Annotated in this window: 28 protein-coding genes; 17 read left to right on the top strand and 11 right to left on the bottom strand. The window is 68.0% G+C overall.

Annotation, left to right across the window (positions count from 1 at the left end; all coding sequences use genetic code 11):
• Window positions 1–152: 152 nt before the first annotated feature.
• The 5 genes from LG3211_RS07465 to LG3211_RS07445 form a co-directional block, all read right to left on the bottom strand.
• Entirely contained in the window at window positions 153–1,007 is an 855-nt protein-coding gene (locus LG3211_RS07465; RefSeq protein ID WP_057942278.1) for a pirin family protein, read from the bottom strand.
• A gap of 405 nt (window positions 1,008–1,412) precedes the next feature.
• The gene (locus LG3211_RS07460) at window positions 1,413–2,006 is read right to left on the bottom strand and encodes a class I SAM-dependent methyltransferase (protein WP_057942277.1); all 594 of its coding nucleotides are present in this window, start codon (window positions 2,004–2,006) and stop codon (window positions 1,413–1,415) included.
• Between the two features lie 43 nt (window positions 2,007–2,049).
• Window positions 2,050–4,362, bottom strand: a complete 2,313-nt coding sequence (gene rlmKL, locus LG3211_RS07455) for a bifunctional 23S rRNA (guanine(2069)-N(7))-methyltransferase RlmK/23S rRNA (guanine(2445)-N(2))-methyltransferase RlmL (RefSeq protein ID WP_057942276.1) — start codon at window positions 4,360–4,362, stop codon at window positions 2,050–2,052.
• Window positions 4,363–4,375: 13 nt separating this feature from the next.
• Window positions 4,376–4,903: an alpha/beta hydrolase gene (locus tag LG3211_RS07450; protein WP_057945343.1), complete on the bottom strand. Its 528-nt coding sequence runs from the start codon at window positions 4,901–4,903 to the stop codon at window positions 4,376–4,378.
• A gap of 419 nt (window positions 4,904–5,322) precedes the next feature.
• On the bottom strand, window positions 5,323–5,835 hold the full coding sequence (locus LG3211_RS07445) for an MOSC domain-containing protein (protein WP_057942275.1): 513 nt from the start codon (window positions 5,833–5,835) through the stop codon (window positions 5,323–5,325).
• 40 nt (window positions 5,836–5,875) lie between these two features.
• Here LG3211_RS07445 and LG3211_RS07440 point away from each other — a divergent pair, with 40 nt between their 5' ends.
• The 3 genes from LG3211_RS07440 (at window position 5,876) to LG3211_RS07430 (ending at window position 8,602) form a co-directional block, all read left to right on the top strand.
• A complete protein-coding gene (locus LG3211_RS07440; RefSeq protein ID WP_057942274.1) occupies window positions 5,876–6,439 on the top strand; it encodes an N-acetylmuramoyl-L-alanine amidase in 564 nt (187 codons plus the stop codon).
• A gap of 410 nt (window positions 6,440–6,849) precedes the next feature.
• Complete coding sequence (gene tesB, locus LG3211_RS07435; protein WP_057942273.1) at window positions 6,850–7,749, top strand: acyl-CoA thioesterase II; 900 nt, start codon at window positions 6,850–6,852, stop codon at window positions 7,747–7,749.
• A 1-nt stretch (window position 7,750) separates the two neighbouring features.
• Window positions 7,751–8,602, top strand: a complete 852-nt coding sequence (locus LG3211_RS07430; protein ID WP_057942272.1) for a hypothetical protein — start codon at window positions 7,751–7,753, stop codon at window positions 8,600–8,602.
• A 168-nt stretch (window positions 8,603–8,770) separates the two neighbouring features.
• On the opposite strand, the gene LG3211_RS07425 is transcribed toward LG3211_RS07430, so the two are convergent.
• Entirely contained in the window at window positions 8,771–9,352 is a 582-nt protein-coding gene (locus LG3211_RS07425) for a hypothetical protein (RefSeq protein WP_057942271.1), read from the bottom strand.
• 352 nt (window positions 9,353–9,704) lie between these two features.
• Between LG3211_RS07425 and LG3211_RS07420 the strand changes: the two genes are divergently transcribed.
• A complete protein-coding gene (locus tag LG3211_RS07420; RefSeq protein ID WP_057942270.1) occupies window positions 9,705–11,012 on the top strand; it encodes an RNA polymerase sigma factor in 1,308 nt (435 codons plus the stop codon).
• Between the two features lie 135 nt (window positions 11,013–11,147).
• Here the strand turns inward: LG3211_RS07420 and LG3211_RS07415 are convergent, their stop codons facing one another.
• Window positions 11,148–13,445, bottom strand: a complete 2,298-nt coding sequence (locus LG3211_RS07415; protein ID WP_083512373.1) for a prealbumin-like fold domain-containing protein — start codon at window positions 13,443–13,445, stop codon at window positions 11,148–11,150.
• Window positions 13,446–14,044: 599 nt separating this feature from the next.
• Window positions 14,045–14,677: an EF-hand domain-containing protein gene (locus LG3211_RS07410; protein WP_057942268.1), complete on the bottom strand. Its 633-nt coding sequence runs from the start codon at window positions 14,675–14,677 to the stop codon at window positions 14,045–14,047.
• A 210-nt stretch (window positions 14,678–14,887) separates the two neighbouring features.
• Between LG3211_RS07410 and LG3211_RS07405 the strand changes: the two genes are divergently transcribed.
• From LG3211_RS07405 to LG3211_RS07375, 6 genes are all read left to right on the top strand, one after another.
• A complete protein-coding gene (locus LG3211_RS07405) occupies window positions 14,888–15,622 on the top strand; it encodes an arginyltransferase (protein ID WP_057942267.1) in 735 nt (244 codons plus the stop codon).
• A gap of 123 nt (window positions 15,623–15,745) precedes the next feature.
• Window positions 15,746–16,180 (top strand): hypothetical protein, encoded by a 435-nt coding sequence (locus tag LG3211_RS26295; protein WP_083512372.1) that lies wholly within the window; start codon window positions 15,746–15,748, stop codon window positions 16,178–16,180.
• 327 nt (window positions 16,181–16,507) lie between these two features.
• Window positions 16,508–17,755: an endonuclease/exonuclease/phosphatase family protein gene (locus LG3211_RS07390; RefSeq protein ID WP_083512371.1), complete on the top strand. Its 1,248-nt coding sequence runs from the start codon at window positions 16,508–16,510 to the stop codon at window positions 17,753–17,755.
• A 28-nt stretch (window positions 17,756–17,783) separates the two neighbouring features.
• Window positions 17,784–18,185 carry a hypothetical protein gene (locus LG3211_RS25505; protein ID WP_148648789.1) on the top strand — a complete coding sequence of 134 codons (402 nt, stop codon included), beginning with the start codon at window positions 17,784–17,786 and terminating at the stop codon, window positions 18,183–18,185.
• Window positions 18,186–18,237: 52 nt separating this feature from the next.
• A complete protein-coding gene (locus LG3211_RS07380; protein WP_057942263.1) occupies window positions 18,238–19,056 on the top strand; it encodes an ATP-grasp domain-containing protein in 819 nt (272 codons plus the stop codon).
• A gap of 5 nt (window positions 19,057–19,061) precedes the next feature.
• Window positions 19,062–19,409 (top strand): hypothetical protein, encoded by a 348-nt coding sequence (locus tag LG3211_RS07375; protein ID WP_057942262.1) that lies wholly within the window; start codon window positions 19,062–19,064, stop codon window positions 19,407–19,409.
• Between the two features lie 109 nt (window positions 19,410–19,518).
• On the opposite strand, the gene LG3211_RS07370 is transcribed toward LG3211_RS07375, so the two are convergent.
• The 3 genes from LG3211_RS07370 to purT form a co-directional block, all read right to left on the bottom strand.
• The gene (locus LG3211_RS07370) at window positions 19,519–19,878 is read right to left on the bottom strand and encodes a hypothetical protein (protein ID WP_057942261.1); all 360 of its coding nucleotides are present in this window, start codon (window positions 19,876–19,878) and stop codon (window positions 19,519–19,521) included.
• A 108-nt stretch (window positions 19,879–19,986) separates the two neighbouring features.
• A complete protein-coding gene (locus LG3211_RS07365; protein ID WP_057942260.1) occupies window positions 19,987–20,409 on the bottom strand; it encodes a hypothetical protein in 423 nt (140 codons plus the stop codon).
• A 45-nt stretch (window positions 20,410–20,454) separates the two neighbouring features.
• On the bottom strand, window positions 20,455–21,654 hold the full coding sequence (purT, locus tag LG3211_RS07360; protein WP_057942259.1) for a formate-dependent phosphoribosylglycinamide formyltransferase: 1,200 nt from the start codon (window positions 21,652–21,654) through the stop codon (window positions 20,455–20,457).
• A gap of 103 nt (window positions 21,655–21,757) precedes the next feature.
• On the opposite strand from purT, the gene LG3211_RS07355 reads away from it, so the two are divergent.
• From LG3211_RS07355 to LG3211_RS07325, 7 genes are all read left to right on the top strand, one after another.
• Window positions 21,758–22,765 (top strand): SdiA-regulated/phytase-like domain-containing protein, encoded by a 1,008-nt coding sequence (locus tag LG3211_RS07355; protein ID WP_057942258.1) that lies wholly within the window; start codon window positions 21,758–21,760, stop codon window positions 22,763–22,765.
• A gap of 243 nt (window positions 22,766–23,008) precedes the next feature.
• Window positions 23,009–23,872 carry an SPFH domain-containing protein gene (locus tag LG3211_RS07350; RefSeq protein WP_057942257.1) on the top strand — a complete coding sequence of 288 codons (864 nt, stop codon included), beginning with the start codon at window positions 23,009–23,011 and terminating at the stop codon, window positions 23,870–23,872.
• A 10-nt stretch (window positions 23,873–23,882) separates the two neighbouring features.
• Window positions 23,883–24,275: a hypothetical protein gene (locus LG3211_RS07345; RefSeq protein ID WP_057942256.1), complete on the top strand. Its 393-nt coding sequence runs from the start codon at window positions 23,883–23,885 to the stop codon at window positions 24,273–24,275.
• Window positions 24,272–24,454 (top strand): type II toxin-antitoxin system antitoxin, encoded by a 183-nt coding sequence (locus LG3211_RS07340; protein ID WP_057942255.1) that lies wholly within the window; start codon window positions 24,272–24,274, stop codon window positions 24,452–24,454. The genes LG3211_RS07345 and LG3211_RS07340 overlap by 4 nt, the downstream gene beginning before the upstream one ends.
• A complete protein-coding gene (locus LG3211_RS07335) occupies window positions 24,451–24,630 on the top strand; it encodes a hypothetical protein (RefSeq protein WP_057942254.1) in 180 nt (59 codons plus the stop codon). Before LG3211_RS07340 ends, LG3211_RS07335 begins: the two co-directional genes overlap by 4 nt.
• Before the next feature lie 108 nt (window positions 24,631–24,738).
• Complete coding sequence (locus LG3211_RS07330; RefSeq protein WP_057942253.1) at window positions 24,739–25,542, top strand: M15 family metallopeptidase; 804 nt, start codon at window positions 24,739–24,741, stop codon at window positions 25,540–25,542.
• 76 nt (window positions 25,543–25,618) lie between these two features.
• Window positions 25,619–26,344, top strand: coding sequence for a class I SAM-dependent methyltransferase (locus LG3211_RS07325; protein ID WP_057942252.1), 726 nt, complete (start codon window positions 25,619–25,621; stop codon window positions 26,342–26,344).
• Window positions 26,345–26,360: the final 16 nt, after the last annotated feature.

Below are 26,360 nucleotides of genomic sequence, written 5' to 3'. Positions count from 1 at the left end.
AAACAACGCGCGCGCCGCGCCACCACGGCCATCGCCGCCACGATGCGCGCATGCAACATCGGCGGCGCCGGAAGCGGGTAAAACGCGGAAACTGAAATGCGAAGGCCACGCGTGAGCGTGGCCTTCGGTGTCGCTGCATCGACGCGATCGCGTCAGAACTTGCCTTCCTGGAAATCGACGAAGGCCTGCATCACTTCCTGCTTGGTGTTCATCACGAACGGGCCGTAGCGCGCGACCGGCTCGCGCAGCGGACGCCCGGCGACCACGATCAAACGGCTGCCCTGTTTAGCATCGCGCAGCTTGAGCACGGAGCCGCCGGACAGCACCGCCAGCTCCTGCGCGTCGAGCGCACGCGCGTCCTCGCCGTCGCCGATTTCGATTCCGCCTTCGTAGACGTAGGCGAACGCGTTGTGGCCTTCGGGCAGTTCGTACTCCCAGCCCGCGCCGGCGTCGAGGGCGATGTCGAGGTACACCGGATCGGTCGCCGGCTGCGCGATCGGGCCGCGCAGATCGCCGATACGGCCGGCGATCAGCTTGACCTGCACGCCGTCGGCCGGGCGCAGCTGCACGATGCGATCGGGCGCGAACTCCTGGTACTTGGGCTCGGTCATCTTCTCGCGCGCCGGCAGATTGACCCACAACTGGAAGCCGCGCATGCGCCCTTCTTCCTGCTCGGGCATTTCCGAATGCACCAGGCCGCGGCCGGCGGTCATCCACTGCACGCTGCCGGGCACGAGCACGCCTTCGTTGCCGTGGTTGTCCTTGTGGCGCATGCGGCCGTCGAGCATGTAGGTGACGGTTTCGAACCCGCGGTGCGGATGCTCCGGAAACCCGGCGAGGTAGTCCTCGGGCCGGTCGGTGCCGAATTCGTCGAGTAGCAGGAACGGGTCCAGGTCGGGCAGTTGTTGGCCGCCGATGACGCGGGTCAGGCGAACCCCGGCGCCGTCGGACGTGGGCTGTCCGCGCAGCTTGCGGCCGACGCGGGCGTAAGCGGTGGGGGTGGCCATGATCCTCTCTCCAATGGGTACGCCGGATTGGCGATAGGCATAGGATGGCATCGCATTTTCAGAACGATAGCGTTTATGGCGCAATCATCTATTACACTAATAGAACAACGACCAGCGTTTGCGCGCCTGCGTTTCGGCCCAGGGACCGACACTCCAAGTCGCTCGCCGCCGCTCTGGCACCCTCTCCCGCTTGCGGGAGAGGGTTGGGGTGAGGGCACGCGGACTATCAGGACTTATCGCGCCGGCTGGAGCGGCCCTCACCCTACCCTCTCCCGCAAGCGGGGTGAGCGGACTCGGCTTGCGAGCCATTGGCTCGCGCGTCCGCGAACGCCCAAACGCGGAGCGTTTGGGCCGGGACAGGGAAAGCAGGCGTCGGGAGAAATCAGCGCAGCCGACTCCGCGAACTCAGCGCCGCACCCGGGTATAGACATACACCGTCGCCGGCGGCACGTTGCGCAGCACGAAATCGCCGCGTCGCACCTGCAGGCGCAGCGAACGCGCGACCGCATCGGCGACCGGCGCGGCCGGGCCATAGGTGAACTGCACGAACACCCCGTCCTCGCGCAGGCATTCGAACGCCGCGCCGAGGATGTCGCGCTGCAAGGGATGCGGCATCGTCAACAGGCCCAGGCCGGAGACGATCGCATCGGCCTTGCCGGCGTCCAGATAGCCCTGCTCGCGCGCGAGCTTCGGCAGCAGCCGCGCATCGCCCAGCAGCACCGGCACGCGCGGGAAACGCATGTGCAAATGCGCATGCAGTTCTTCGTTGAGCTCCAGCACCAGCAGGTCTTCGTCGCGCACGCCGGCGTCGAGCAAGGCGCGGGTGATGGCGCCGGTGCCGCCGCCGAGTTCGATCACCCGCTGCACGTCGTCGGGCAGCTCGGCGATCATCGCCGCCGCCAGCTCGGCGCTGGACGGCGCCACCGCCGCCACCCGCAGCGGGTTTTTCAGCCACTGGCGGAAGAAGGTCCAGGTTCCGGGCTTGCGATGCGACTTCATGCGCGAGGCTCCGCGCCGCGGCCGCCGATCGGATCGACGGTCATCAGCGCGGCTCCAGCCGCCAGCAGCGGTGGATGCGTGCGTCTCGCTCGAAATCCGGCGGAATCGTCTGCGCGCTGATGTCCTCGCAACGGGCGAACTGCGCGATCGCGTCGGTGTCCAGGCGGAACCGGCGGAAGTTGTTCGAGAAATACAGCACGCCGTTGTCGGCCAGACGCGCGACCGCCGCGCGCAGCAGGCGCACGTGTTCGCGCTGGATGTCGAAGTCGTCGGCGCGCGCGGAATTGGAGAAGGTCGGCGGATCGCAGAAGATCAGGTCGTAGCGGCCGCGATCGGCTTCCAGCCATTGCATCGCGTCGGCCTGCGCCAGCCGGTGCTGGGCGCCGCCCAGGCCGTTCTCGCGCAGATTGTCCGAACACCACTGCAGGTAGGTCGCGGACAGATCCACCGTGGTGGTTTCCTGCGCGCCGCCGACCGCGGCGTGCACGGTCGCCGCGCCCGTGTAGCCGAACAGGTTGAGGAAACGCCGGCCGCGCGACTCTTCCGCAATGCGCAGGCGCATCGGCCGATGATCGAGGAACAGGCCGGTGTCGAGGTAATCGAAAGGATTCACCCGCAAGCGCGCGGCGCCCTCGCGCACGACCACGAATTCGCCGCGCTGGTCGAGCTGTCCGTACTTGCTGCCGCCCTTGCCACGGCTGCGGGTCTTCACCGCCAGCCGCTCGCGCGGCACTTCGAATACTTCGCGCGCCGCGGCCAGCAGTTCGTTGAGGCGGCGGCGCTGATCGGCTTCCGGGATATCGGCGGGCGCGGCGTATTCCTGCACGTGCAGCCAGGTGCGCGGCGGCGCTTCGTCGCTGAGGTAGACGTCGATGGCGGCCGAGTATTCCGGCAGATCGGCGTCGTAGGCGCGGAAACACGTCACCGCTTCGCGCTGGCGCCAGTTCTTGAGCTTGCGCAGATTCTTGCGCAGGCGATTGGCGACCATCTGCGCGCCTTCGCTCAGCGGCTGCGGCGCGGCGTCCTCGGCCTTGGCTTTCTGTTCGGCGTGACCGACGCGGGCGATGGGATCGCAGACGATCAGCGCGCATTCGATCGCGCCGTTGAACACCTGGTATTTCTTGCTCGCGCGCAGGCCGGTGGCCTGGGCCAGGGCCGGGTCGCCGCACAGCAGGCTGGCGCGCCAGGACGGGACTATGCGCTTGAGTGCATCGCCCAGAGCGCGGTAGAGCGCGGCGTCGGCGGCGAGACGGGCGTCGTAGGGTGGGTTGCAGACTACGAGTCCGGGAGCGGTCTCAGGCGCACTCGACGTCGCATCTACACTCTTTTGTCCGGCGTCATCCTCAAGTCCGTCATTCCCGCGAACGCGGGAATCCAGTGCCTTGTCGCCATCTGACCCGAAAGTCGCTGGATTTCCGCCTTCGCGGGAATGACGATCCTGGGTCAGCGACAAAGACTGCAGCGACTCGACGCTCGCCACACTCCACTCGATCGCCCCGGCCAACCCCGCCATCGCTTCGTTCTCGCGCGCCGCGCGAATCGCATGCGGATCGATATCGCTGCCGGCGAAGGCCGGACGCAGCGCGGCCAGTCCGGCGAACTCGCGCGCGCGCGCGGCCTCGCATTGCGCGCGCCAGCCGGCGAAATCGAAACCGCGCCAGCGCGTCGGCGGCAGGTTGCCGTGACGCAGCAAACCCGGCGCGACGTCGGCGGCCATCAGCGCGCCTTCGATCAGCAAGGTGCCGCTGCCGCACATCGGGTCCAACAACGATCCGCCCTGCGCGTAGACCTTCGGCCACTGCCCGCGCAGCAATACCGCGGCGGCCAGATTTTCCTTCAATGGCGCTTCGCCCTGCTTCTGCCGCCAGCCGCGGCGATGCAGCGGACCGCCGCCCAGGTCGATCGAGACGATCGCCTTGCCCTTGCGCACGACCAGATTCAAACGCAGATCCGGCGTTTCGGTATCCACATCGGGCCGCGCGCCGGTGCGCGCGCGCATCACATCGACCACCGCGTCCTTGACCCGCTGCGCGGCGTAGCGCGCATGGGTGATCGCTTCGCCGGAAACGTGCGCGTCCACGGCGAGCGTGTGCACGCTCTCCATGTGCGAGGGCCAATCCAGGGCGGCGACGCCGGCGTACAGCGCGTGTTCGTCCGGGCAGTCGAACTCGGCGATCGGCCACAGCACGCGACTGGCCAGGCGCGACCACAGCACCGCGTGCTGTGCATCGGCGAGGCTGCCTTCGACGTTGGCGCCGGCGGTGGCGGCGGTGGCGCGCTGGCAACCCAGGGCGACCAGTTCGTCGGCCAACAGGTATTCCAGGCCCTTGCCGCAGCTTGCGTAGAACTTGCTCATGCGAATGCGTTACTCACAGACTTTGCAGCAGACGCGAGAAGGCGTCGGCGCTGCCTTCCACGTGCGCGGAGAGGCGATGGCTGTCGTCGACCAGGAGCAGGCGCGCGCGGCGCGGATAAGCCCAGGCGACGACGTCGGCGGCGGGGATCAGTTCGTCGTCCCAGCCATGAATGATGCTGATCGGCACGTCGGCGGCCTGCAGCCTGGGCGCGGGGCCCATCGCGATCGGCGGCGCCATCAGGAACATGCCGGCGGGTTTGACCTGCAGCGATACCGCACCGCAGATGTACGCGCCGAGGCTGGAGCCGGCCAGCACCAACGGCCCGCGTTCGGCCGCGGCGCGCGCCAGCCCGAGCAGGCGATCGATGCGCGCGTAGACATCGCCCAGGTCGCTGATTTCGCGCTTGGCGTCCAGGTCGCTGTAATCCGGGCGCTCATGCGTCCAGCCATGGCGTTGCGCGACCTCGGCCAAGGCGGTGACCTTGGTGGCGTCGGGGCCGCTTTCGAAGCCATGAGACAGAATGCAGTGTCCTGGAGCGATCATCTTAGAGCCGAGGTGAAGTAGGAGCAGGTCGCTTCGAAATTCCAGAGATGCAATGGTCTGGAGCGATCATTTTAGAGCCGAGGTGTAGTACGAACAGATCGCTGCGCCAGTACGGAGAATGTATTGCCCTAGAGCGATCATCTTCCGGGGTGTAGCAATTTCAGATCACTTCGAAAGCGATCATTCCCAAACCGTGCCATCGTCGAATCACAACCCATCACGCGCATCCAACCCAGCATCTCCCGTCGAATCCGCGTGTCAAATGAACATCCGGTAATGTGGGATCGCCTCGCCGATGCGAAGCCGGCGGCATCCGGCGGCGAACATGCGATCAACGGAGGCGAACCTTCATCCATCGCCGCGGCATCGCACCACCGGGTCGCACGCGGATGCGGCCCGCGGAGCCGATCGGCGGCTCAATCGGCAGACGCATCGATCACCGGGATCAGCGCGTCGCCGCACCGGATCGCGCCGCCTTCGACGATCCGCGCGCACAGGCCACCATGGCCGCGCATCGCGTTGTAACCGCCCGGGCCCAGCGCGGCTTCCATCATCGAACACGGGTCGCATTCTTCCGTGGTTTCCAGCAGCGCTTCGCCAAGACGGAAACGCCGGCCCTTGAGCGCGATCAGCGGCAGGCCCGAGACCACGATATTGCGGCGCAGACGCGCCGGCTCGACCGCGTCCAGCCCGGCCAGGGCCGCGATCGCCGGCAGGTGCTCGGCCTGGATCAGGGTGATGCCGCGCTTGCCGCTGCCGCCGGCATAGCGATCGCCGTCCAGACCGGCGCCGGCCACGGCGACCACTTCGTCCAGCGCCTGCATCGCCACCCCGCGCGCCGGGCGCACGCCGATCCACTCGACCCGGCCGGGCCTGGGCAGCGTGGCCATCAGCTTTCCTAGCGCCGAATCGGCGGGCGGCAGGGTCATATCGGGCTCCGTGTGAGGCCGAATGGTAGCATCCGCAGGCATGCCGCCCCTGAACCTCACGCCCGTCCCGTTGCCCTATGAAACCCGGCTGCAGGCGCGCGATCCCGCCGCCATCGACCTGGTGGTGATCCACTGCACCGAGCTGCCGGACCTGGCCACAGCGCGCGAATACGGCGAGCGGGTGCTGTACGCCGAATCGGGCACCGGCAACAGCGGCCACTACTACATCGACCGCGACGGTTCGGTCTTGCGCTACGTCAGCGAGGAGCGCATCGCCCACCACGTGCGCGGCTACAACCCGCGCTCGATCGGGATCGAGCTGGTCAACACCGGGCGTTATCCGCATTGGCTGGATTCGCGCCATCAGCGCATGGACGAAGACTACGCGCCGGTGCAGATCGAGGCCTTGATCGGCCTGTTGAACGATCTGCGCGGACGCCTGCCGTCGCTGCGCTATATCGCCGGGCATGAGGAACTGGATACGACTCAGGTGAAAGCCAGCGACGATCCTTCGGTGCTGGTGCAGCGCAAGCTGGATCCGGGGCCGTGGTTTCCGTGGGCGCGGGTGCTGGCGGCATGTGGTTTGGAACGTTTGCCGCGGTAGATTTCGGTAGCGGCGAGGTTTGCGCTGGAAATACCGGCGCTGAAAGGTTTTGCGGTGCTTTCAGCGCATCGGCACCAGATCGCATTGGTTCAAGACAGCACGCCACCACCTATCGTCATTCCCGCGAACGCGGGCTCCGCTTTACTTCGGCGTAGCCGAACATCCAGGGCCTTTCGTGCGAGAACCTTTGAAGTCGCTGGATTCCCGCGTTCGCGGGAATGACGTTCTGGAGAGATGGCGCTGAAGCCTCTGGATGTTCGGCTACGCCGAAGTAAAGCGGAGCCCGCCTTCGCGGGAATGGCGGCTTGGACAGATGGCGCCGACACCCCTCCCACCCCAGCTCCACCGCGCGCCCCGGACTGTGCCGACCGTCCCGCTATACTGCGCCGACCACACTTCCCCGCCCGCCCATGACCTCCTCTCCCGTCTCCGAACTGATCGAACTGCTGTCGCTGGAGCGGCTCGAGGACAACCTGTTCCGCGGCCAGAGCCGCGACATCGGCACCAAGTACGTGTTCGGCGGGCAGGTCCTGGGCCAAGCGCTGTCGGCGGCGCAGGCCACCCTGGACACCACGCGCGCGGCGCATTCGCTGCATGCGTATTTCCTCAAGGCCGGCGACATCGAGGCGCCGATCGTCTATCAGGCCGACCGCACCCGCGACGGCGGCAGTTTCTCGGTGCGCCGGGTCACCGCGATCCAGCACGGCCAGCCGATCTTCTTCCTCGCCGCGTCCTTCCACGAGGACCAGGACGGCGCCGAGCATCAGCTGTCGATGCCGGAAGTGCCCAAGCCGGAGGACATCGAACCGGCGCCGGCGGTGCCGGCCGAGGTCATGGCCACGCTGCCGAACAAGGTGCAGCGCTGGCTGTCGCGGCAGGGGCCGTTCGAGTTCCGCCACGTGTATCCGCGCGATGAGCTCAATCCGCCGAAGCGCCCGCCGTTCCAGCAGGTGTGGTTCCGCCTGAGCGAGCCGGTCGGCGACGCGCCGGAGCTGCATCGCGCGCTGCTGGCCTATGCCTCGGATTTCCATCTGCTGGGCACCACCACCTTTCCGCACGGCATCAGCTACTACCAGCCCAACGTGCAGATGGCCTCGCTCGATCACGCGCTGTGGTTCCACCGCCCCTTCCGCGCCGACGACTGGCTGCTGTATTCGATCGACAGCCCCAGCGCGCAAGGCGCGCGCGGTCTGGCGCGCGGGCAGATTTTCGACCGCCACGGCCACCTGGTGGCGAGCAGTACGCAGGAGGGCTTGATCCGCGTGGTCAAGAACGCCGCCGCGGCCGGCGCAGTGCCGGCGAAGGAATGACATGAGGCAGGTTTTCAGCAGTCCGCGTCTGGAAAACGTCGAAGGCGTGGCGCAGTTGCTGCGCGATGCCGGGATCGAGATCCGGGTCACCAACGACCGCTCCTACAAAGGCAACCGGCGTTCGAGTTTCAGCTATCGCGAACAACCCGGCGAACGCCCGACGGTGTGGGTGATCCGTTCGGAAGACCAGCTGCGCGCGCGCGATCTGTTGCGCGAGGCCGGCTTGATCGACAGCACCCGCGGCGAACAGGCGACGCAGGCGCCGTATCGCTTCCGCTCCGATGTCGATGCCAGCCGCATGCCTTCGGACAAGCGCGCGCTGCGGATCAAGGTCGGCCTGCTGGTGTGCATCGCGGTGGTGCTGGGCCTGGCCTTGTTCCAGGGGCTGCGCAACCGTCCGGTGCCCGCGGCGCCGGTCGATCCGGCCGAGGCCGCGCTGGCGACGCACAAGTTCGACGGCGGCGTCGCGGCGACGCCCGAAGCGCTGGCGCAGACGGTGTTCGCGCAGCAGTTGGCGGAAGCCGACCAGACTACCCAATGCCTGCGCGTGGATCGCCGCGACGCGCCGCGCAAACTGCTGAACGCCCTCGCCCGCAACGGCCTGCGCCTGCTGCCCTACAGCCAGTGCGTCGAAGTCGCCGACGAAGAAAAGGGCAGCATCGCCCGCGACGGCGCGCCGGCCGAGCTGATCGAAGTGCATGCGTTCCGCCCGACCTCGAAAGACGCCGGCACGATCGAATATTCGGCCTACCACCACCGTCTGGCCGCGGCCTACAAGACCCTGGAGGTCAAGCGGGTCGGCGGCAAGTGGACGGTGGTGAAGACGGTGAAGACCGTGCGCTCGATGGGCTGAGCGCCGCACCGCAGGCGCAGCGCGCGCAACAGGTTTCGCCGACACAATCCGGCCGCGAACATCGCGGCCGGGTTGCTTGCGCGCTGTCGTCAGGATCGGCGCGCCTGGATCGAAAAACGCCCGCTCTGGCGGCTCAACCGGCCCGCGTTCGACGCGCGCGCGGGCCCATCAACGGCCCCCGATCACTCGGCCGTTGACCAACAAGATGGCCGGGGCTTCGGGACAGATGCCGCCGGACATATCGGCGCTCCAGTTCGGCGACATCTGCCCCCTTCCCACGACCGCCAGGCAACCTGTCGTGTCGTTGCTGGCGACCAGGCCCTGCACCGGCGATCTCTCGCCCGGCCTGGGCTTGCGGGTAACGAGCATGATGGACACCGTTCCATCCGGGGGCAGCCTTTCTCCGTTGGAGGAGAACTTGTAACGGATCTCGTTGATGGCGCCATAGGACTTGGTGCAGCGGCCGCTTGCCTGTCCTTGCCGATAGCCCCACCCCTGCTGGCGCTTGTCGTAAACGGCGGAATCGCAGCCCGCCTCGTCGTTGGAGATCACGATGTGGCTGTCGGTCCTGGAGCCGGTCCCGACCTGCACCACTCGCTGCAAAAGCTGGTAGTAGATGCCCTCATAGGCCTGGGAATTGGCGGTCGAGCCGGGAACGACGATCGGGTCGCTGTCGGCGGCCGGCGCGGACGCCGGCGCCAGCACGAGCGCCGACAGCAGCGCCGAGGCAAGAAACGATTTCGCGGTCATGGAAGTTTTCCTGTAGTGATCCGATGGGACGGCCGCGTCGATGCGGCCGCCGCCTTCGCGCGTCGGCGAAGGCAGATCATTTGCTCGCGATCCCGGCCGTCCCGGCATCGGCCTCCCCGCCCGGAGCGGGCGTTTTTCGCCAAGGCCATCGCAGTGCGCCGGCTTTCGTATTCGTCCTATCCCCGCGCGGCGGGTTCCGGCGCCCTCGCCCGCCTCGGCACGGGCCGGTCACATCCGCCGCCGCGCGCCGTCCTGGTTCCCAGACCACACCCGATGCCGCCGTCCCAGGACCCGCACACATGCGCTACCGTCCCGATCTCCGCCACCGCCCTTCGTCCGGACACCGCGCGCGATGAACGCCGAAGCCCTCAACTCGCTGATCGGCCACGACCTGCCGGCGGCGGCGCGCGGCGACACCGCAGCGTATTCGCGCATCGTCGGCGCCTGCCAGAACTCGGTCACCGCCATCGCCCTGGCGATGGTGCGCGACGTCCACACCAGCGAGGACATCGCCCAGGAAGCTTTCCTCAACGCCTGGCAGAACATCCGCAAGCTGCAGAACCCGTCCAGCTTCCTGCCGTGGCTGCGCCAGATCACCCGCAACCTCGCCCGCGACCATCTGCGCGCGCGCCAGCGCCTGCCGCGCGGCGTGGACGACATGGAGGCGGCGATCGCCTCGGCCGCCGATCCGCAGCCCAGCGCGATCGAGCGCCTGATCGAAAGCGAACGCGCGCAAGTCGCCGCCGAACTGATCTCGGCCCTGCCCGACGAAAGCCGCGAGGTGCTGTTGCTGTACTACCGCGAAGGCCAGAGCTCGCAGCAGGTCGCCGCCCTGCTCGGCCTCAGCGACGCCGCCGTGCGCAAGCGCCTGTCGCGCGCGCGCAGCAGCGTGCGCGAGGAACTGATGGACCGCTTCGCCGCCTTCGCCACCGCCAGCGCGCCGACGGTCGGCTTCACCACGATGGTCGCCAGCGCGCTGGGCGTGATCGCGCCCAGCGCAACCAGCGCGGCGATCCTGGGCGCCGGTTCGCTCGGCTCGGGCCTGGCCAGCAAGCTCGGCGCCGGCGGCATGGGCGCGGCCGGCGCGTCGGGCGGCGTGCTCGGTGGAATGCTGGTGTTCTTCGCCGAACGCGTGCTGTCGCCGGTGTCGCAGGCGATCGGCGGCGAGCCGATCGATGTCGCCTCGCTGAGCGCGCGCATCCATCTGCTGTCGCAGCACACCGGCGTCTACAGCCTGAGCGGGGTGATCGGCGGCATCGCCGGCGGCGCGGTGACCACGATGCTGATGAGTCGCTATCTGATGTCCTACGCCGGCAACGACGCCGAACGCCGAGCGATCCGCCGCATGATCCGGATGGTCTCGATCAGCGGCGCGGCAATGGCGGCCTCGATCCTGGTCAGCCTGGAAGCCAGCCGCGGCTGGGTGCTGCCGGTCGCGTGCACCGCGCTCACCGTGGCGGTCACCACCTGGCAATGGCTGGCCTACATACCGCGCGCGCTGGCGCCGAGCGTCGAGCGCATCCGCCGCAGCCACGGCTACGACCCGCGCGACAGCTGCGCCTACCGTTGGCTGGTCGGGCCGCAGGCGCTGGTCTACAGCGTGGCGATTCTGGTCGCGGCGATGGCCTTCATCCTCTGGCGCGAAGGCCGCTTCGGCTGATCGCGGCCTTGCTGCCGCGCGCATCGCAAAAACCACGCCGCGGCGGCGTCCCCTGGCCCGCCGCCGCGGCGTGGCGCGCCCCCGCGCCTTGCTCCGCTCCCCCGACTGCGCACGCACCGCCCGCCGCGAATCCGGTCAAGGCGGCGGATAAGCCTCCGGCGCCGGGGCGAAGTTCACCGGCACCGTGATCGTCGCGGCCGCACCGCTGGCCAGATCCACGCTCAGATTCACCGCCGCGCCGCCGATCGCGCCGCCGCTGGCCGGAGTGCAGGCACCGATGCCGGCGCTGATCGCGCAGTTCCAAGCCCCGGCGAGGGTGGCGCCGTTGGGCAAGCTGTCGCCGACCAGCGCGCCGCTGACCGGATCGGGCCCGTCGTTGCGCACGGTGATCGTGTAGCTGGCCGCGCCGCCGGGCGTATAGCTGGCGCTGCCGTCGTCCTTGGTAATCGACAAGGCGGCCTGATTGCGGCTGTTGGTGAAGGTGCAGGTCAGCACGTCGTCGGCGACCAGGCTCGCGGCGGGAATCGTGTAGACCGTGCCCGCCAGCGTGCCGACGTCGCTGCCGCCGGCATTGCGGCAGACCGCGGCGCTGAGACTGTATCCGGCCGCCAGCGTGGTCTCGGCGATGGTTACCTCGGTGCCCAGGCCGCTCACCGTGTACGGCTGCAGGCCGGAGCTGTTGCTGTCGCCATCGACCTGCACCGGCGTGCCCGCGGTCACCGTGGTGACAGTGCCGGCGGCTTGCGCGGTGTTGCTCAGGGTGAAACCGAAACTGTCCACGCCTCGCAGGCTGATCTTGTTGAGCGCGATCCGCGGCAACGCGGCGACGACATTGCGCGTGGGCTGATCGCCGGGCGTGGCGAAATCGGCGTCGGACACGTCGAGCAGGTTGTCGCCCAGGGTCGCAGCGCGATGCGCCACGCTGGCGGTGTTGTTGATCACCGTGCCGGCGGCGGTCCCGGCGTTGACCCGCACGCGAAAGCGCAGGCTGAAACTCTCGCCCGGCGCGATGGTGCCGCCGTTCGCGCCGTTCGCGCCGGTGCCCAGGCGGAACACCACGCGATTGTTGGCCGCATCGAATTCGGCCTGATCGTCGCCGGCGACATCGCTCTTGCCGCCGGCATTGGCGCCGCTGACGATGCTCAGACTGCCCGGCTCGAAGGTGGTGTTGGCCGGAATCGCATCGGTCAGCACGCTCTGCAGCGACGCGTCGCTGCCGATGTTCTGGCTGGCGATGGTGAATTCGAGCAACTCGCCCGGCAGCAGGCTGCCGCCGTTGACGTCGGTCGAACTCTTGAGCAATTGATCCTTGAGATTGGGCCGCGCCACGTCGGTGGCGCGGCTGATCATGCCGAAGATCAATACCTCGTCGATGCTGCCGCGTGCGCGGATCAGCGCCGAGGTCGCGCTGTTGGGCAAGGGCACGTTGGGCGGCGTGAAATCCAGATCCATACCCAGCGTGTCGGCGTAGTTGGGCGTGCGCGCGGTGAGTTGGGCGCCGTTGCGGCTGATCGTGCTGTTCCAGAAGTTGTTGACCGGATTGACCGCGTTGGACACGTTGCTGAGCGTGGCCACGTTACGGCCGTACTGCAGACCGGCGCTGCCGTCGACGGTGGCGTCGCCGTCCCAGCCGAGCAGGCCCAGGGTGGTGTTGACCGGCCCGCTGGCCGGCGTGATGAAGCCGCTGAAGGCGATATCCACCGGCACCGAAGCGTCGCTGGCGCTGAGCAGGCCGTCGTAGATGTTGAGGTTGCGCGTGGCGGTCTGGGCCGGATCGCGATACGCCACGACCAGCGCCCATCCGCCCCAACTGCTGCCGCTCGCGCCGAACGCGCGCGGTGTGGTCTGCACGTTGGCGACGGTGTAGACGCCGTTGCCGGCGGCGCGCACCAGCGCGGTGACGTCGTCGAAACCTTGGTAGGCCGAGTCGCCGAACGCGCCGGCGGAATTGGTCAGCAGTTCGTCGGCGCTGAGCGCGCTGTAGGCCGCCGCGCCCGGGGTGCGCAGCCGCACCGAGCTGCGCGACAGCGACGCGCTGACGCCGCCCCAGTACAGACCGGCGAACAACACCGTCGAGCCGGCCGGCAAGGTCAGGGTGGCGCTGCTGGAGTTGAAGGTGGTCGCATCGGTATCGACATCGACGTAGACCATCGCGATGGCCGGATCCTGGTTCACCACGGTCCCGTTGCCGTTGCGCGCCTGCGCGCACAGGACGGCGTTGCCGCCGCAATGCAGGTTGATGTTGCCGATGCCGACGATGTCGCCGTTGGTCGCCGGGTTCTGATAACGCGGGGCGAAGGCGCGATCGGCGCGGGCCGGCGGCGCCAGCAGCGACGCGCACAAGGCCAGCGTCGCGATGAGGCCGGCGCGGCGCCAGGCCGGCAGGCGGTCTTGTCTTACCGAACACGCATTCCCTGTGTGCCATGGCGCCATAGTGCATTCCCCTTATGCAACATCTTGGCATCACGATTTTGCGATGCCACGGCACCACTCTTATCTGCAAAACATAGAAAACAAAAGCCTGCGCGCGGCTGTTTTCGAAAAGAAAATATTTGTCCGCACTAAGCGCGTACAAAGTACACACCAAGTAAGCATTAACGACGCAAAAGCCGCAAAGATGCCTTAAACAGCGGGGATTTATGCGCCGCCGCGCCCGGCGTCGAAACGGGCTTCGCGCGAAATCGCGCCGGCATCGCGAGAACAATTCCAAAAAATTTGTGCGTAACTATCGACTAGAACACGCCAATTCACACATGTCGAAATCGATCACACCGACGCGCTCGCGCCGCTCGGCATCGACCACAAAAAAAGGCGCACATCAGTGCGCCCGCTAGGGGAAAACAAGCACACGCCTCAGCATGCCTGTTCCGGAAAATCCGGCGCGTCGGGTTGTGCTGCCATCACCGACTTGCGCCTGGGTTCGTTGCCTGTCACTGCGTCGGACATCGGACGGATGATCCGGCCTGCATCCGCGCCATTCGTGCATCGTGCGCCGCGCCGGATCCCGGCGCGGCGAAACCGATCGCCCGCGCTTAGCGATGCGGGCCCGGCTTGAGGTCGGCCTTGGTCAGGAACCCGTCGCGATCCTCATCGAGGAACGCGAACTCGCTCGCCAGACGCGGCATCTTTTCCTGCACTTCCAGCTTGCTCAGCTTGCCGTCGCGATTGAGATCGGCCTGGGCGAATTTTTCGTCGAAACGCTTGGCGCGCTCGGCTTCGCGCTTGGGGCGCTCGCGTTCGAAGTAACCGCGCAGTTCGCTGCGCACGATGTAGCCGTCGTGGTTGGCATCGATCTGGGCGAAGGACTCGCTCAACCGCGGCGACTTGGCGACCTCGGCCTTGCTGATTCGTCCGTCGCCGTCGCTGTCGAGCTTGGCCGCGCCGCCCGGGCCGCCGCGATGGCCGCCGTGCTCGCGTCCGCCGCGACGCTGCGGGCGTTCGCTGGCGTCGAGCTTGCCGTCGTGGTTCTTGTCGAGCGTGTCGAAGTGCTCGGCCAGGCGCGGGAACTTGGAGGCTTCCTCGCGCGTGATCACGCCGTCCTGGTTGGTGTCGATCTTCATGCGCGGGCGCTGCTGCGAAGCGGCGTCGTCCTGGGGCGCAGCGATGGCCGCACCGGCGAACATGGCCGCGGCCAGCGCGGCGACATAGAAGGGGGAACGGTTCATGCGTTGACTCCTGCGGTCGGCGCCACCGCGGCGCCGATGTCCGGATCAACGCCCTGGCCACGTGGCCGTTGACAAGGCGGTGGGAATATTCATCGCCGCGACAGGCGCGGTGAACACCGGGTTCGCCCCTCCGCCTGGCTTTTCGCCCCGATCGCCGAAACCGGAGCCGCCGGCATGCGCAACACACGAACGCAGCGCTATGCTGAGCCCATGGGCACGCAACCGCAGCCTGACAGCGACGACCTCCGCCTGTTCCACACCGGCGAGCACGCCTGCGGCTACTGGCCGGAGCGCACCGCCCGCGATCTGGTGCTGGACCCGCGCGACCCGCGCCTGCGCGACTGGTACCCGCACGCGCTGGGCTGGGGCTTCCGCCGCTCCGGCGACATCGTCTACCGCCCGCACTGCAGCGGCTGCCGCGCCTGCGTGGCGGTGCGCATTCCGGTCGATCGCTTCGTGCCCGACCGCAGCCAGCGCCGCTGCCTGGCGCGCAACGCCGACGTGGAAATGCGCGTGTGCACGGCCGAGCGCAGCGAAGAACAACTGGATCTGTACAAGCGCTACCTGGCCTCGCGCCATGCCGGCGGCGGCATGGACAGCCACGGCGCGGTGGAGTTCGACCAATTTCTGATCGGCAGTTGGAGCGAGAACCGCTTCCTGGAGCTGCGCGAGCCCGGCCACGGCCGCCTGCTCGCGGTCGCGGTCACCGACGTGGTCGATCAGGCGCTGTCGGCGGTCTACACCTTCTACGATCCCGACCTGCCCGAGCGCAGCCTGGGCACCCTGGCGATCCTGCGCCAGATCGAATGGGCGCGGCGCGAGCGGCGCAGCCATCTCTACCTCGGCTACTGGATCGCCGGGCATCCGAAGATGGACTACAAGCGCCGCTACCGACCGTTGGAGGCATTCGACGGTCGCGATTGGCGCGTTTTTACACATTTGTAACACTCGTCTCGTTCAGGTCGTGTATCTCGTAGCCCCGTCGTAACCACGACGTGCGGGACGGCGCCCCTCAAGGCATGGCATGGAGTCGCCACCCTCATTACCTTTCGCCACATGGAGTCCGCAATGAAATTGAACACCCTGTTCCTGGCTGCCGCGATCACCCTGTCCCTGGCCGCGTGCAACAAGCCGGCCGACAAGCCGGCCGAAGCTGCTCCGGCCGCCGACGCCGCCGCTCCGGCCGCGACCCCGCCGTCCCCGACCGACGCCGCCGCTCCGGCCGCGATGCCGGCCGATGCCGCTGCCCCGGCTGCCGCTCCGGCCGCCGCCAGCGTCGGCGTCGCCGAGTGCGACGACTACCTGACCAAGATCAGCGCCTGCTTGAACGACAAGGTGCCCGAAGCCCAGCGCGCCGCGTTCCAGAGCGGTCTGGACCAGAGTCGCAATGCCTGGGCCCAGGCTGCCGCGACCCCGCAGGGCAAGGCCGCGCTGGCCACCGCCTGCAAGACCGCGCTGGACCAGAGCAAGGCTCAGTACGCTTCGTTCGGTTGCACGCTGTAATAGCGGCGATGGCGCCGGCGGTGGTTTAGCCGCCGGTGTTTCGCAGCATTCGACGCCCCGGCTTGCCGGGGCGTTGTTGTTTGTGGGTTGGAACGCAGCGTCATCGTAAATTCGCCCCCTTTGAAAAAGGGGGCTGGCGCCTGCGCAGCCCCGCTGCAGACGAACCTGGCCGCGCCGGGGGATTTGCCGTTCGGCGCGACAAAAGCAAATCCCCCTAGCCCCCCTTTTTCAAAGGGGGGAACAGCAACGGCACGGGCGGAAAAACAGCGCAGCCCACCCGACAAACGCTGTCACGAACCGCATCACCACCCATGCGATCATGCCCCCATGTCCAGACCCCACCTCCCCTACTGCGCCGCCCTCATCGCGGCCCTGCTCGCGGCCTGCACGCAAGTGAACGTACACGGCGATCCCAAAGCCTGGGCGCAGTCCCAGAACGACACCGCTGACAGCGCCGCCGACGCGCGCCTGCGCGTGGCGACCTACAACACCTCGCTCTACGACGACGCCGACGGCGGCCTGATCCGCCGCCTGCAAGCCGGCGACGGCAACGCGCGCAAGATCGCCGCGGTGCTGCAACGCGTGCGTCCCGATCTGGTGCTGCTCAACGAATTCGACTACGACGCGCAACAGCGCGCGGCCGACCTGTTCCAGCACGATTACCTGGAAGTCGCCCAGCCCGGCGGCGGCGAAGCGCTGCGCTATCCCTATCGCTATCTCGCCCCGGTCAATACCGGCGTGCCGAGCGGGCTGGACCTCGACGGCGACGGCCAATCCGGCGACGCGCAGCGCGCCGATCGCGCGCGCGGCAACGACGCCTGGGGCTACGGCCTGCATCCGGGGCAATACGGCATGCTGGTGCTGTCGCGTTATCCGATCGACGCCGATGCGGTGCGCAGCTTCCAGAAGTTCAAGTGGAGCACGCTGCCCGGCGCACGCCAGCCGCGCGATCCGAAGACCGGCAAGCCCTGGTACGCGGCGAAGGTCTGGCCGCAGATGCGGCTATCGTCGAAATCGCACTGGGACGTCCCGGTGCGCACGCCGCTGGGCGTGCTGCATTTCCTCGCCGCGCATCCGACTCCGCCGGTGTTCGACGGTCCCGAAGACCGCAACGGCGCGCGCAACCACGACGAAATCGCACTGTGGGCGCGTTATCTCGACGGCGGCACTCCGTCGTGGCTGTGCGACGACCAAGGCCGTTGCGGCGGCCTCGCTGCCGACGCGCGCTTCGTCATCGTCGGCGACATGAATGCCGATCCCATCGACGGCGACGGCGTGCCGGGCTCGATCAAGCAATTGCTGGATCACCCGCGCGTCGATTCCAGCCACGTGCCGAGCAGCGAAGGCGCGGCCCAACGCGCGACCTTCTACGGCTTCCCGCGCAAGGGCAACATCAACGAACATACCGGCGACTTCGGCCCGAAGGCCGGCACCCTGCGCCTGGACTACGTGCTGCCCTCGCGCGGCTGGACCGTGCGCGAGACCGGCGTGTTCTGGCCCAGGTCCGACAGCGAAGAGGCTAAGATTTCCGAGGCCAGCGATCATCATTTGGTTTGGGTGGATTTGACGAACTGAGCGCGCCTGCTCCGGCCAAAGGCACACCGTGAATCGCTTGCATGCCCTAATCTTTTCCGCGTTGGTGATGATCGGTGTTGCCGCATGCAGTGCATCCGAGCCCCACCTGCCGGGCGCGACCGCGGAGAGCCGACAACCTGAGCCGCCGCCTCCGGATACCGGCGACATCGCGCATTTCCATGCCTGCAAGGCGCCACCGAGGCGGACGTTGTCGGAACGAGAACGCTGCCAGATCGAAAAACTGGCGGCCCGCTGCACCCCGGCGGACGATTGCCTGGTCTCTTGCCTTGCCAGTCCGGACGCGGACAAAGTAGGCGGCCGCTGCGTCCACACCTGTTTCTCTGGCGTGCATCGCGGCGAACCGCGTCCTGCCGGCTTCGCCGATTGCGATTCGCTGCCCGGCGGCAGCAACATGGACTCCGGCGATTAGTCCGCAACACCTTGCCGAGCGCGCTGGAAGCGTGAGGCCACCGATCAAAGGAATGAACATGGCCGTCACCTGGGCCATCCAGACCAACTTCATCACCGAAGACCATATTCGCCGCGTGTGGACCGCCGCCGAAGACGCCGGCGCGCGCGTGCAGGAAATCAAGGTGATCCCGTTTTCCGACGAACTGGGCAACGAGGTGCCCGAACTCGACGGCGTGGTGATTCCTTACGGCGCGACCAAGCTCACGCGACTGGCGATCGAACGCGGTTGGCGCGGGCTGTGCTTCGATGCGCAGACCTTCCGCGTGGATTGCTGGAACCGCCATCGCGACGACATGCTCAACCAACACGTACGGCAGATGACGGTGCGCGAATGCATGGCGGCGATGCAGGACGAAGACGAGGACAGCATCTGGTTCGTGCGGCCGGTGCAGGATCTCAAGCACTTCGACGGCACGGTGACGGTCGCGAAGGAAATCCGGCGCTGGATGAGCAGCGTGGATTCGGGCAACTACAGTTTCGACGGCGAGACCGAGGTGATCGTGGCGCCGCCGCAGAAGATTCATGCGGAGTGGCGGTTCTTCATCGTCGATGGGCGGGTCGTGGACGGATCCTCGTACCGCATCGCCGGCCAACGCATGGCCAATCCGGTCGCACGTCCCGAGTTGTACGAACAAGCGCAGTCGCTGGCCGACGGCTGGCTGCCGCATCCGACCTGCGTGATGGACGTCGCTCAGACCGATGACGGCTTCAAGGTGATCGAGTTCAACACCTTCAACTCGTCGGGGTTCTATGCGCACGACATCGACAAGATCGTCGCGGCGGTGACGGCGCATTTCGCGGCGCAACCGTTCGGCGCCGGGCGAGACTGACGTCAATGGCTCGGGATGCGGCGTTCAGCGCTTTCGCGAGTTGGTACGGCTCGCCGATCGGCGAGCCGCTGCGCGCCGCGATCGCCGCGCATGGCGGAGACGAGATCGGTCAAGTGCGCCTGTATGCCGCCGACGAAATCGTCGAACGCAACCAGACCTACGAGACCCAGCTGTATTGCCCGGGTTACGTGACCATCGGCGACGACGGCGGCGGTCGCGCGGTCGTGGTCCATGGCGCGCTTGAGCCGCCGGCCGTGTTCGTGGTCGGGCACGGCAGCATGAGCGCAGACGATTTCGTCGAGGTCGGCGCCGGTCTGCACGACTGGATCGCCGACGGCTGCCCTGTCGGCTGACAGCGCGGACACTTGAGTGCCGGCATTTACGCATTCGGCGCGCCGGATCGGAAAGCGTCGGGCCTGAAGGCCCTCCCACAAAGGCGCACCCTGCCGGGCTCGCCGAAGCTCACGGCTCCGCGCGGAACTCGCGGATCACTTCGATCAGTCCAACGATTTCGTCGTTGAGCGCTTCCAGTTCCTCCGCCGGCACCCACCATTCGGTGTGATGCGCGCCGCCGACTTTCTGGATCGGATAGCGATCCATGAATGCCGCACGCACTTCGAAGCGGGTCACCGCGCCGTAGCCGCTGTCCTTGACGTTCCAGCGCTCGGCGATTTCGGCCGCGTATTGCTCGTTGGTGACCGGATAGAAAATCGGCTGATCCGGCAGACGTGCCGGCCAACGCTTGAACTCGTTCTCGCGCAATTTCGCCAGTTCGTTCGGGCCGACCGGGCGGTACAGGGTGACAGTGTCGTCCTTGCTCATCTCTCGAATCCTTGTGGGCGCCGGCTCCGCCAGCGCCATGTCGATTACCGATCCGCGATCGCGCAACCGATTCCGGCGATCGCCGGAATCGGTTGCATCGTCAACGGATCACTCCGGCTTTTTCGCCGCGATCACCGGTTCCGGCGTCCCGGGCACCACGGGCGCGGGCTCGGCCTCGGGCGCGACCACCGGCGGGGCGTCTGGCGCGGCCGGTGCCGCCGCGGCGCTCTTGGCCGCGGCGATGGTCGTATTGCGCGCCAGACGCGAGCCGAAGCCGAACGAGGCTTCGCCGTGCGCGGAGACGATCATGCGCACCATGCTGCCGGGCACCATCAACTCCAGAGACAGATCGCGTCCGTCGGAGGTGCGGCCTTCCAGGGTCATCTCGGTGAACGCACCGCCGGTGTCGATCTCCTTGCACAGCACGTGCATGCCGGCCGGGCCATCGAGCAGATAAGGACGAATCGCTTCGCCGAGTGCTTCCAGCGCTTGCGGGAAAAAGAAAACGGCATACCCCTGTGTATCGTTCATCGTCGCTCCGGTCGGGACGGGTGCTTCAGTACGATCAGGCCGCGCTCAGCGCAATTCGATCCGCAGTTGCGCGGCCGCTTCGCGCGCCTTGGCGCGGGCGTGGTCGATGTCGGCGCCCAGTGCCAGGGTCACCGCGACGCGGCGATGGCCCTCCACGCGCGGCTTGCCGAACAAACGCAGTTGGGTGTCGGTCTGGCCCAGCGCGGCATCGACGCCGGAGAACACCGGCACGCCGTGGCCCTGCGCCAGCACCGCGCACGAGGCCGAGGGGCCGTGTTCGCGGATGGTCGGAATCGGCAGGCCGAGGATCGCCCGCGCATGCAGGGCGAATTCGCTCAGGTCCTGCGAGATCAGGGTGACCAGGCCGGTGTCGTGCGGTCGCGGGGACACCTCGCTGAACCACACCTCGTCGCCCTTGACGAACAACTCCACGCCGAACACGCCGCAGCCGCCCAGATCGTCGGTGATCGTGCGCGCGATCTCCTGCGCGCGCGCCAGCGCGACCGGATTCATCGGCTGCGGCTGCCAGCTCTCGCGGTAATCGCCGTCGCGCTGCAGATGGCCGATCGGCGCGCAGAAGGTGGTGCCGGCGGCGTGACGCACGGTCAGCAGGGTGATTTCGTAATCGAAGTCGATGAAGCCCTCGACGATGACGCGGCCGGCACCGGCGCGGCCGCCGGTCTGGGCGTAGTCCCAGGCCTTGTCGATGTCGCCGGGATTGCGCACCAGGCTCTGGCCCTTGCCCGAGGACGACATCACCGGCTTGATCACGCACGGCAGGCCGAGTTCGGCGACCGCGGCGCGGTAGTCCTCGACGGTGTCGACGAAGCGGTACGGCGAGGTCGGCAGCTTCAGCGTCTCGGCGGCGAGGCGGCGGATGCCTTCGCGGTCCATGGTCAGGCGCGCGGCGCGCGCGGTCGGGATCACGCGGGTATCGGTGCCGCGCTCGGCGAACTCCTGCTCCAGCTCGACCAGGGTCTGGGTGTGGATGGCTTCGATCTCCGGCACGATCAGGTGCGGGCGCTCGGCCGCGATCAGGGCGCGCACGGCCTGACCGTCGAGCATGTCCAGCACGTGGCTGCGATGGGCCACCTGCATGGCCGGCGCGTCGGCGTAGCGGTCGGCGGCGATCACTTCCACGCCGAAGCGCTGCAGCTCGATCGCCACCTCTTTGCCCAGTTCGCCCGAACCGAGCAGAAGCACGCGAAAGGCGTGCGGGGACAGCGGCGTACCGAGCGTGGTCATGCGTGCAACCTCGAAGCGTGGGGATGCGCCTAGTCTAACTTTCCATGACGGTCCCGCGGCCGCGGGCTATGGCGACACCGGCCCGCATGCGATGCTGTGAAGCATGCCCTCCTCCCCCGTACGGCACCCTGCGCGTGCCGCCGCTTCCGCCTCCGAAACCGCGCACGCGCCGGGCGCGGCGCGGCCGTGGCGCTGGCGGACGCTGGCGCTGGCGGCCCTGGTCGCGGCGCTGCTGGGCGGCGTCGCGGCGGTGTCGTGCTCGGGCCGCTCCGGCCCGCCCGAGCCGGGCAGCAGCCAGCTCAGCGGGATGTTGCTGGACCCGCAGTTGTCCGAGATCAGCGGCCTGGCCGCCTCGCACCGGCATACCGACGTGCTGTGGATGCACGACGACGGCGGCAATCCCGAGCGCCTGTTCGCGGTCAACACCCGCGGCGACCGCCTGGCCACGCTGCGCATCGAGGGCGTGACCAAGACCGACTGGGAAGACATCGCCGCCTTCGACCTGGACGGCCGCCATTACCTGCTGATCGCCGACACCGGCGACAACGGCGGCCTGCGCCGCACCCTGCAGCTGCATATCGTGGAAGAACCGGAGAAGATCGAGAACGCGCGGCTCAAGCCGGCGTGGTCGATCGCCTTCCGCTGGCCCGACGGCGCGCGCGATTGCGAGGCGGTGGCGGTGGACATCGCGCGCCGGCAGGTGCTGCTGATTTCCAAGAAGCGCCAGCCGCCGGAGCTGTTCTCGCTGCCGCTGATGCCGGCCGGCAACGCGCTGCAGACCGCGACCAAGCTCGGCGAGCTGGCCGGCATTCCGCAACCCGACGCCCAGCTCAAGCGCGACAACCCGATGCGGGCGCGGCTGCAGGGCCAGATCACCGCCGCCGACATTTCGCCCGACGGCAGCACCCTGGCGGTGATGACCTACCGCTATCTGCTGCTGTACCCGCGCCAGCCGCGCCAGAGCTGGGCCCAGGCCGTGGCGGGCGCGCCGCGGGTCCGCGACCTGCCGTGGCTGCCGCAGGCCGAAGCCCTGGGCTGGGCCGCCGACGGCCGCAGCCTGTATGCGACGGGCGAGTTCATTCCGGCGCCGCTTTATCAGATCGCGCCCTAAGGCCGGGATTGGGGATTCGGGATTCGGGATTCGGTCCTGGGAGGTTGCCGGGCCGGCAAGCCGCGATGCTTTCCGATCCGAAACCTGGAGGCTGCGAGGTCTGAGCGAAAAGCATCGGGGCTGAAGGCCCTCCCACAAAAACGGCCCCCTCCCACAGCGCCCCAGGCGCCATGCCGACGAGCGGTCAAAAATATTTGATATCAATCTGATATCAATATCTCAGACAACGACCGAGCCAACGCCATGAAAGAGAACCCGACCCAGTCCCTCCCCGGCATCCCGGTGCTGCTGGGGTGCCTCGCCGCAGGCGCGCTGGCCGCCTCGGGATTTTTCGGCGGCGTCGCCAGCGGCCACGACCTGGGCATCGTGCTGTCGCTGCTGCTCGGCGCCGGCACCTTCTTCGTCCTGTTCGGCCTGTACAAGATCGAGCCCAACCAGGCCGCGGTGCTGAGCCTGTTCGGCCGCTACATCGGCACGGTCAAGGAAAACGGCCTGCGCTGGAACAACCCGCTGTACGCCAAGCGCAAGGTCAGCCAGCGCGTGCGCAATTTCGAAAGCGGCAAGCTCAAGGTCAACGAACTCGACGGCAGCCCGATCGAGATCGCCTCGGTGATCGTCTGGCAGGTCGTGGATTCGGCCGAAGCGGTCTACAACGTGGACGACTACGAAACCTTCGTCCACATCCAGTCCGAATCGGCGCTGCGCGCGATGGCCACCAGCTATCCCTACGACCAGCACCAGGACGGCCAGTTGTCGCTGCGCAGCCATGCCGCGGAGATTTCCCTGCACCTGCGCCAGGAACTGCAGGAGCGCCTGGCCGACGCCGGCATCAACGTCGTCGATGCGCGCATCAGCCACCTCGCCTACGCGCCGGAAATCGCCCACGCCATGCTGCAGCGCCAGCAGGCCAACGCGGTGATCGCCGCGCGCACGCGCATCGTCGCCGGCGCGGTCGGCATGGTCGAGATGGCCCTGGCCGAACTGCAGAAGAACGGCGTGGTGCAACTGGACGAAGAACGCAAGGCGCAGATGGTCAGCAATCTGCTGGTGGTGCTGTGCGGCGATCGCGGCGCCCAACCCATCGTCAACGCCGGCACCTTGTACTGAGGACGCGCGCATGAACCTGCCCGCCAACGCATTCATCGTCCCCGGCGTGATGGTGATCAGCGCCGTCCCGATCCTGGTCGCCGCGGTCCTGGTCGCGCGCGGCAACCTGCACCTGATCAACGGCCTGGACGCCTCGCGCCTGCGCGATCCGGCGGCGGCCTGCGCGCGCTTCGCGCGGCTGCTGGCGCTGGTCGCCATTTCGATGTTCGCCGCCGCATTGGGCTACTACTGGGCGCACGGAAACCACAACCACATGATGATCGTCACAGTGGCGCTGCTGGTCGCGGTCAACGCGGTCGCGGTGGCGATGATGCTGGCGCTGACCGCGCTCAAGCGCGACTACCGCCAGAGCGGGCAAGGCGACGCGAAGGGAACTCGCAGCGAGCGGACGCGCGGCCAGTGAGCGAGAAGAAAGCCTATCCGCTGCGCGTCAGCGCCGACGTCCTCGCCGCCGCGCAGCGCTGGGCCGACGATGAGTTGCGTTCGCTCAACGCCCAGATCGAATATGTGCTGCGCGACGCGCTGCGCAAGAGCGGCCGGCTGCCGCGCCAGGACCCCGCCACGCCCGAGGAAGACGCATGAGCCCGCAGTGGAAACACCACGTCACCGAACTGACCTACCAATTGTTCGAGGCGCCGATGCGCGAACGCATCCAGGCCGAACTCGACCAGCGCGGCGCGCAGGGCTGGGAGCTGGTCGCGGTCGAGCACGATCCGGCCATTCTCGGCACGCGCCTGTATTTCAAGCAGCCGGCGTAGACAAAGCAACAAACAAACACGTAAACAAATCGTTAGCGCATGAATCGCGGCACGCTTGCGCGCGCCGCCAATCTGGCATGCCACCGCCGCAGCGGCTAACCTGCCTGCATGCGCGGCCACGGCAACCTTCTGATCAACACGCCCGAGATCGAACTATGGCCGGGCGGCCTGCTGCGCGCGCGCAGCAATCACGATGCGCGCGCCCTGTCGCGCGCGCGCCACGTGCTGCGGCGCAAACGCGACGGCCGCTTCCTCGCCGCCGATCTGCCCGAAGGCCTGTTGCCGCTGGTGCACCGGCTGATGCGCGAGGACGGCATCGACGCCGCGCTCGACGCCCTGGACTGCATCGTCGAATACCGGCGCGAAGGCCTGATCCGGGTCGGCGAATTGCCGCTGGGCCGGCTCGAAGAACGCCTCGCCGGGCTGGGCCTGGACGCGGACGGCTATGAATCGCGCACGGGCCTTGCGCTGATCGCCGAACCCGATCGCCTCGCCCTGGCTGGCTTCGACCGCTTCCGCCGCCCGCTGTGGCTGCATCCGGCCGCCGCGCGCGCCTGGACGCATCTGCGCGGGGCCGCGATGCGCGACGGCGTCGTGCTCGATGCGATCTCCGGCTATCGCAGCCACGATTACCAACTGGGCATCTTCGAACGCAAACTCGCGCGCGGGCAAAGCATCGAGGACATCCTCAACGTCAACGCCGCGCCGGGCTACAGCGAACACCACAGCGGGCTGGCGCTGGACATCGGCGCGCCCGGCGAGCCGCCGGCGGAAGAATCCTTCGAACACACCGGCGCCTTCGCCTGGCTGCGCGAGCAGGCCGGCGGATACGGCTTCGTCATGAGCTATCCGCGCGGCAACCCGCACGGCATCGTCTACGAACCCTGGCATTGGCGCCATGAACCGGCCTGAGACGGCCGCGATGCGCGTGCCATCCGTCGCGCGCCGCGCGCCGACGCACTCCCTTCCCTTTCGTTCGCCCTGAATCATGATGCCGCCCGATACCAGACACTACAGCGACGCCGGCGTACTCGAAGCCTGGCACGAGAACGCCGAACCGTGGACCGAAACGGTGCGCAGCAAGGCGATCGAAAGCCGGCGCCTGGTCACCGACCACGCCATCGTCGATGCGGCCCTGCGCCTGGCGCCGCGCTCGGCCCTGGATCTGGGCTGCGGCGAAGGCTGGCTGACCCGCGCGCTGGCCGAGTGCGACATCCGCGCCTACGGCGTGGACGCGGTGCCGGCGCTGGTCGAGGCCGCGCGCCAGGCCGATCCCGGCGCGCCCGCCGACCGCTACGCCTGCCTGAGCTACCAGGCCATCGCGCGCGGCGCGCTGGATGCGCGCTACGACCTGGTGCTGTGTAATTTCTCGCTGCTGGGTTTCGAAGTGGTCGCCGAGTTGCTCGCCGCGATCCCCGGCTTGCTGGCGCCGGGCGGCAGCGTGCTGATTCAAACCCTGCACCCGCCGCTGGCCGGCGGCGATGCGCCGTATCGCGACGGCTGGCGCGATGGCGACTGGACCGGTTGCGGCAAGTCCGCCGGCACGGCCGCATTCGGCGAACCGGCGCCGTGGTATTTCCGCACCATCGGCAGCTGGATCAGCCTGATCCGCAGCAGCGGCCTGGAACTGCGCGAGTTGTCCGAACCGCTGCATCCGCAAACCCGGCAACCGGCCTCGCTGATCCTGGTCGCGGCCGCGCCGGAGCCGCGCTGAGCCGCAACAGTGCGCA

It is taken from the genome of Lysobacter gummosus (assembly GCF_001442805.1).
Taxonomy (GTDB): domain Bacteria; phylum Pseudomonadota; class Gammaproteobacteria; order Xanthomonadales; family Xanthomonadaceae; genus Lysobacter; species Lysobacter gummosus.
The sequence above is the reverse complement of the archived record's forward strand: the minus strand, read 5'-3'. Positions and strand labels throughout refer to the sequence as shown.

Excerpts from the sequence above, each read along its gene's own strand:
- LG3211_RS07365 (WP_057942260.1), bottom strand. The coding sequence starts at position 20,409 with ATGAACGATACACAGGGGTATGCCGTTTTCTTTTTCCCGCAAGCGCTG.
- LG3211_RS26295 (WP_083512372.1), top strand. The coding sequence starts at position 15,746 with ATGAAATTGAACACCCTGTTCCTGGCTGCCGCGATCACCCTGTCCCTG.
- LG3211_RS07465 (WP_057942278.1), bottom strand. The coding sequence starts at position 1,007 with ATGGCCACCCCCACCGCTTACGCCCGCGTCGGCCGCAAGCTGCGCGGA.
- LG3211_RS07370 (WP_057942261.1), bottom strand. The coding sequence starts at position 19,878 with ATGAGCAAGGACGACACTGTCACCCTGTACCGCCCGGTCGGCCCGAAC.
- LG3211_RS07420 (WP_057942270.1), top strand. The coding sequence starts at position 9,705 with ATGAACGCCGAAGCCCTCAACTCGCTGATCGGCCACGACCTGCCGGCG.
- LG3211_RS07380 (WP_057942263.1), top strand. The coding sequence starts at position 18,238 with ATGAACATGGCCGTCACCTGGGCCATCCAGACCAACTTCATCACCGAA.
- LG3211_RS07335 (WP_057942254.1), top strand. The coding sequence starts at position 24,451 with ATGAGCCCGCAGTGGAAACACCACGTCACCGAACTGACCTACCAATTG.
- LG3211_RS07445 (WP_057942275.1), bottom strand. The coding sequence starts at position 5,835 with ATGACCCTGCCGCCCGCCGATTCGGCGCTAGGAAAGCTGATGGCCACG.
- LG3211_RS07410 (WP_057942268.1), bottom strand. The coding sequence starts at position 14,677 with ATGAACCGTTCCCCCTTCTATGTCGCCGCGCTGGCCGCGGCCATGTTC.
- LG3211_RS07325 (WP_057942252.1), top strand. The coding sequence starts at position 25,619 with ATGATGCCGCCCGATACCAGACACTACAGCGACGCCGGCGTACTCGAA.
- LG3211_RS07405 (WP_057942267.1), top strand. The coding sequence starts at position 14,888 with ATGGGCACGCAACCGCAGCCTGACAGCGACGACCTCCGCCTGTTCCAC.
- LG3211_RS07390 (WP_083512371.1), top strand. The coding sequence starts at position 16,508 with ATGTCCAGACCCCACCTCCCCTACTGCGCCGCCCTCATCGCGGCCCTG.
- purT (WP_057942259.1), bottom strand. The coding sequence starts at position 21,654 with ATGACCACGCTCGGTACGCCGCTGTCCCCGCACGCCTTTCGCGTGCTT.
- LG3211_RS07425 (WP_057942271.1), bottom strand. The coding sequence starts at position 9,352 with ATGACCGCGAAATCGTTTCTTGCCTCGGCGCTGCTGTCGGCGCTCGTG.
- LG3211_RS07345 (WP_057942256.1), top strand. The coding sequence starts at position 23,883 with ATGAACCTGCCCGCCAACGCATTCATCGTCCCCGGCGTGATGGTGATC.
- tesB (WP_057942273.1), top strand. The coding sequence starts at position 6,850 with ATGACCTCCTCTCCCGTCTCCGAACTGATCGAACTGCTGTCGCTGGAG.
- LG3211_RS07330 (WP_057942253.1), top strand. The coding sequence starts at position 24,739 with ATGCGCGGCCACGGCAACCTTCTGATCAACACGCCCGAGATCGAACTA.
- rlmKL (WP_057942276.1), bottom strand. The coding sequence starts at position 4,362 with ATGAGCAAGTTCTACGCAAGCTGCGGCAAGGGCCTGGAATACCTGTTG.
- LG3211_RS07350 (WP_057942257.1), top strand. The coding sequence starts at position 23,009 with ATGAAAGAGAACCCGACCCAGTCCCTCCCCGGCATCCCGGTGCTGCTG.
- LG3211_RS07415 (WP_083512373.1), bottom strand. The coding sequence starts at position 13,445 with ATGGCGCCATGGCACACAGGGAATGCGTGTTCGGTAAGACAAGACCGC.
- LG3211_RS07375 (WP_057942262.1), top strand. The coding sequence starts at position 19,062 with ATGGCTCGGGATGCGGCGTTCAGCGCTTTCGCGAGTTGGTACGGCTCG.
- LG3211_RS07430 (WP_057942272.1), top strand. The coding sequence starts at position 7,751 with ATGAGGCAGGTTTTCAGCAGTCCGCGTCTGGAAAACGTCGAAGGCGTG.
- LG3211_RS07460 (WP_057942277.1), bottom strand. The coding sequence starts at position 2,006 with ATGAAGTCGCATCGCAAGCCCGGAACCTGGACCTTCTTCCGCCAGTGG.
- LG3211_RS07440 (WP_057942274.1), top strand. The coding sequence starts at position 5,876 with ATGCCGCCCCTGAACCTCACGCCCGTCCCGTTGCCCTATGAAACCCGG.
- LG3211_RS07355 (WP_057942258.1), top strand. The coding sequence starts at position 21,758 with ATGCCCTCCTCCCCCGTACGGCACCCTGCGCGTGCCGCCGCTTCCGCC.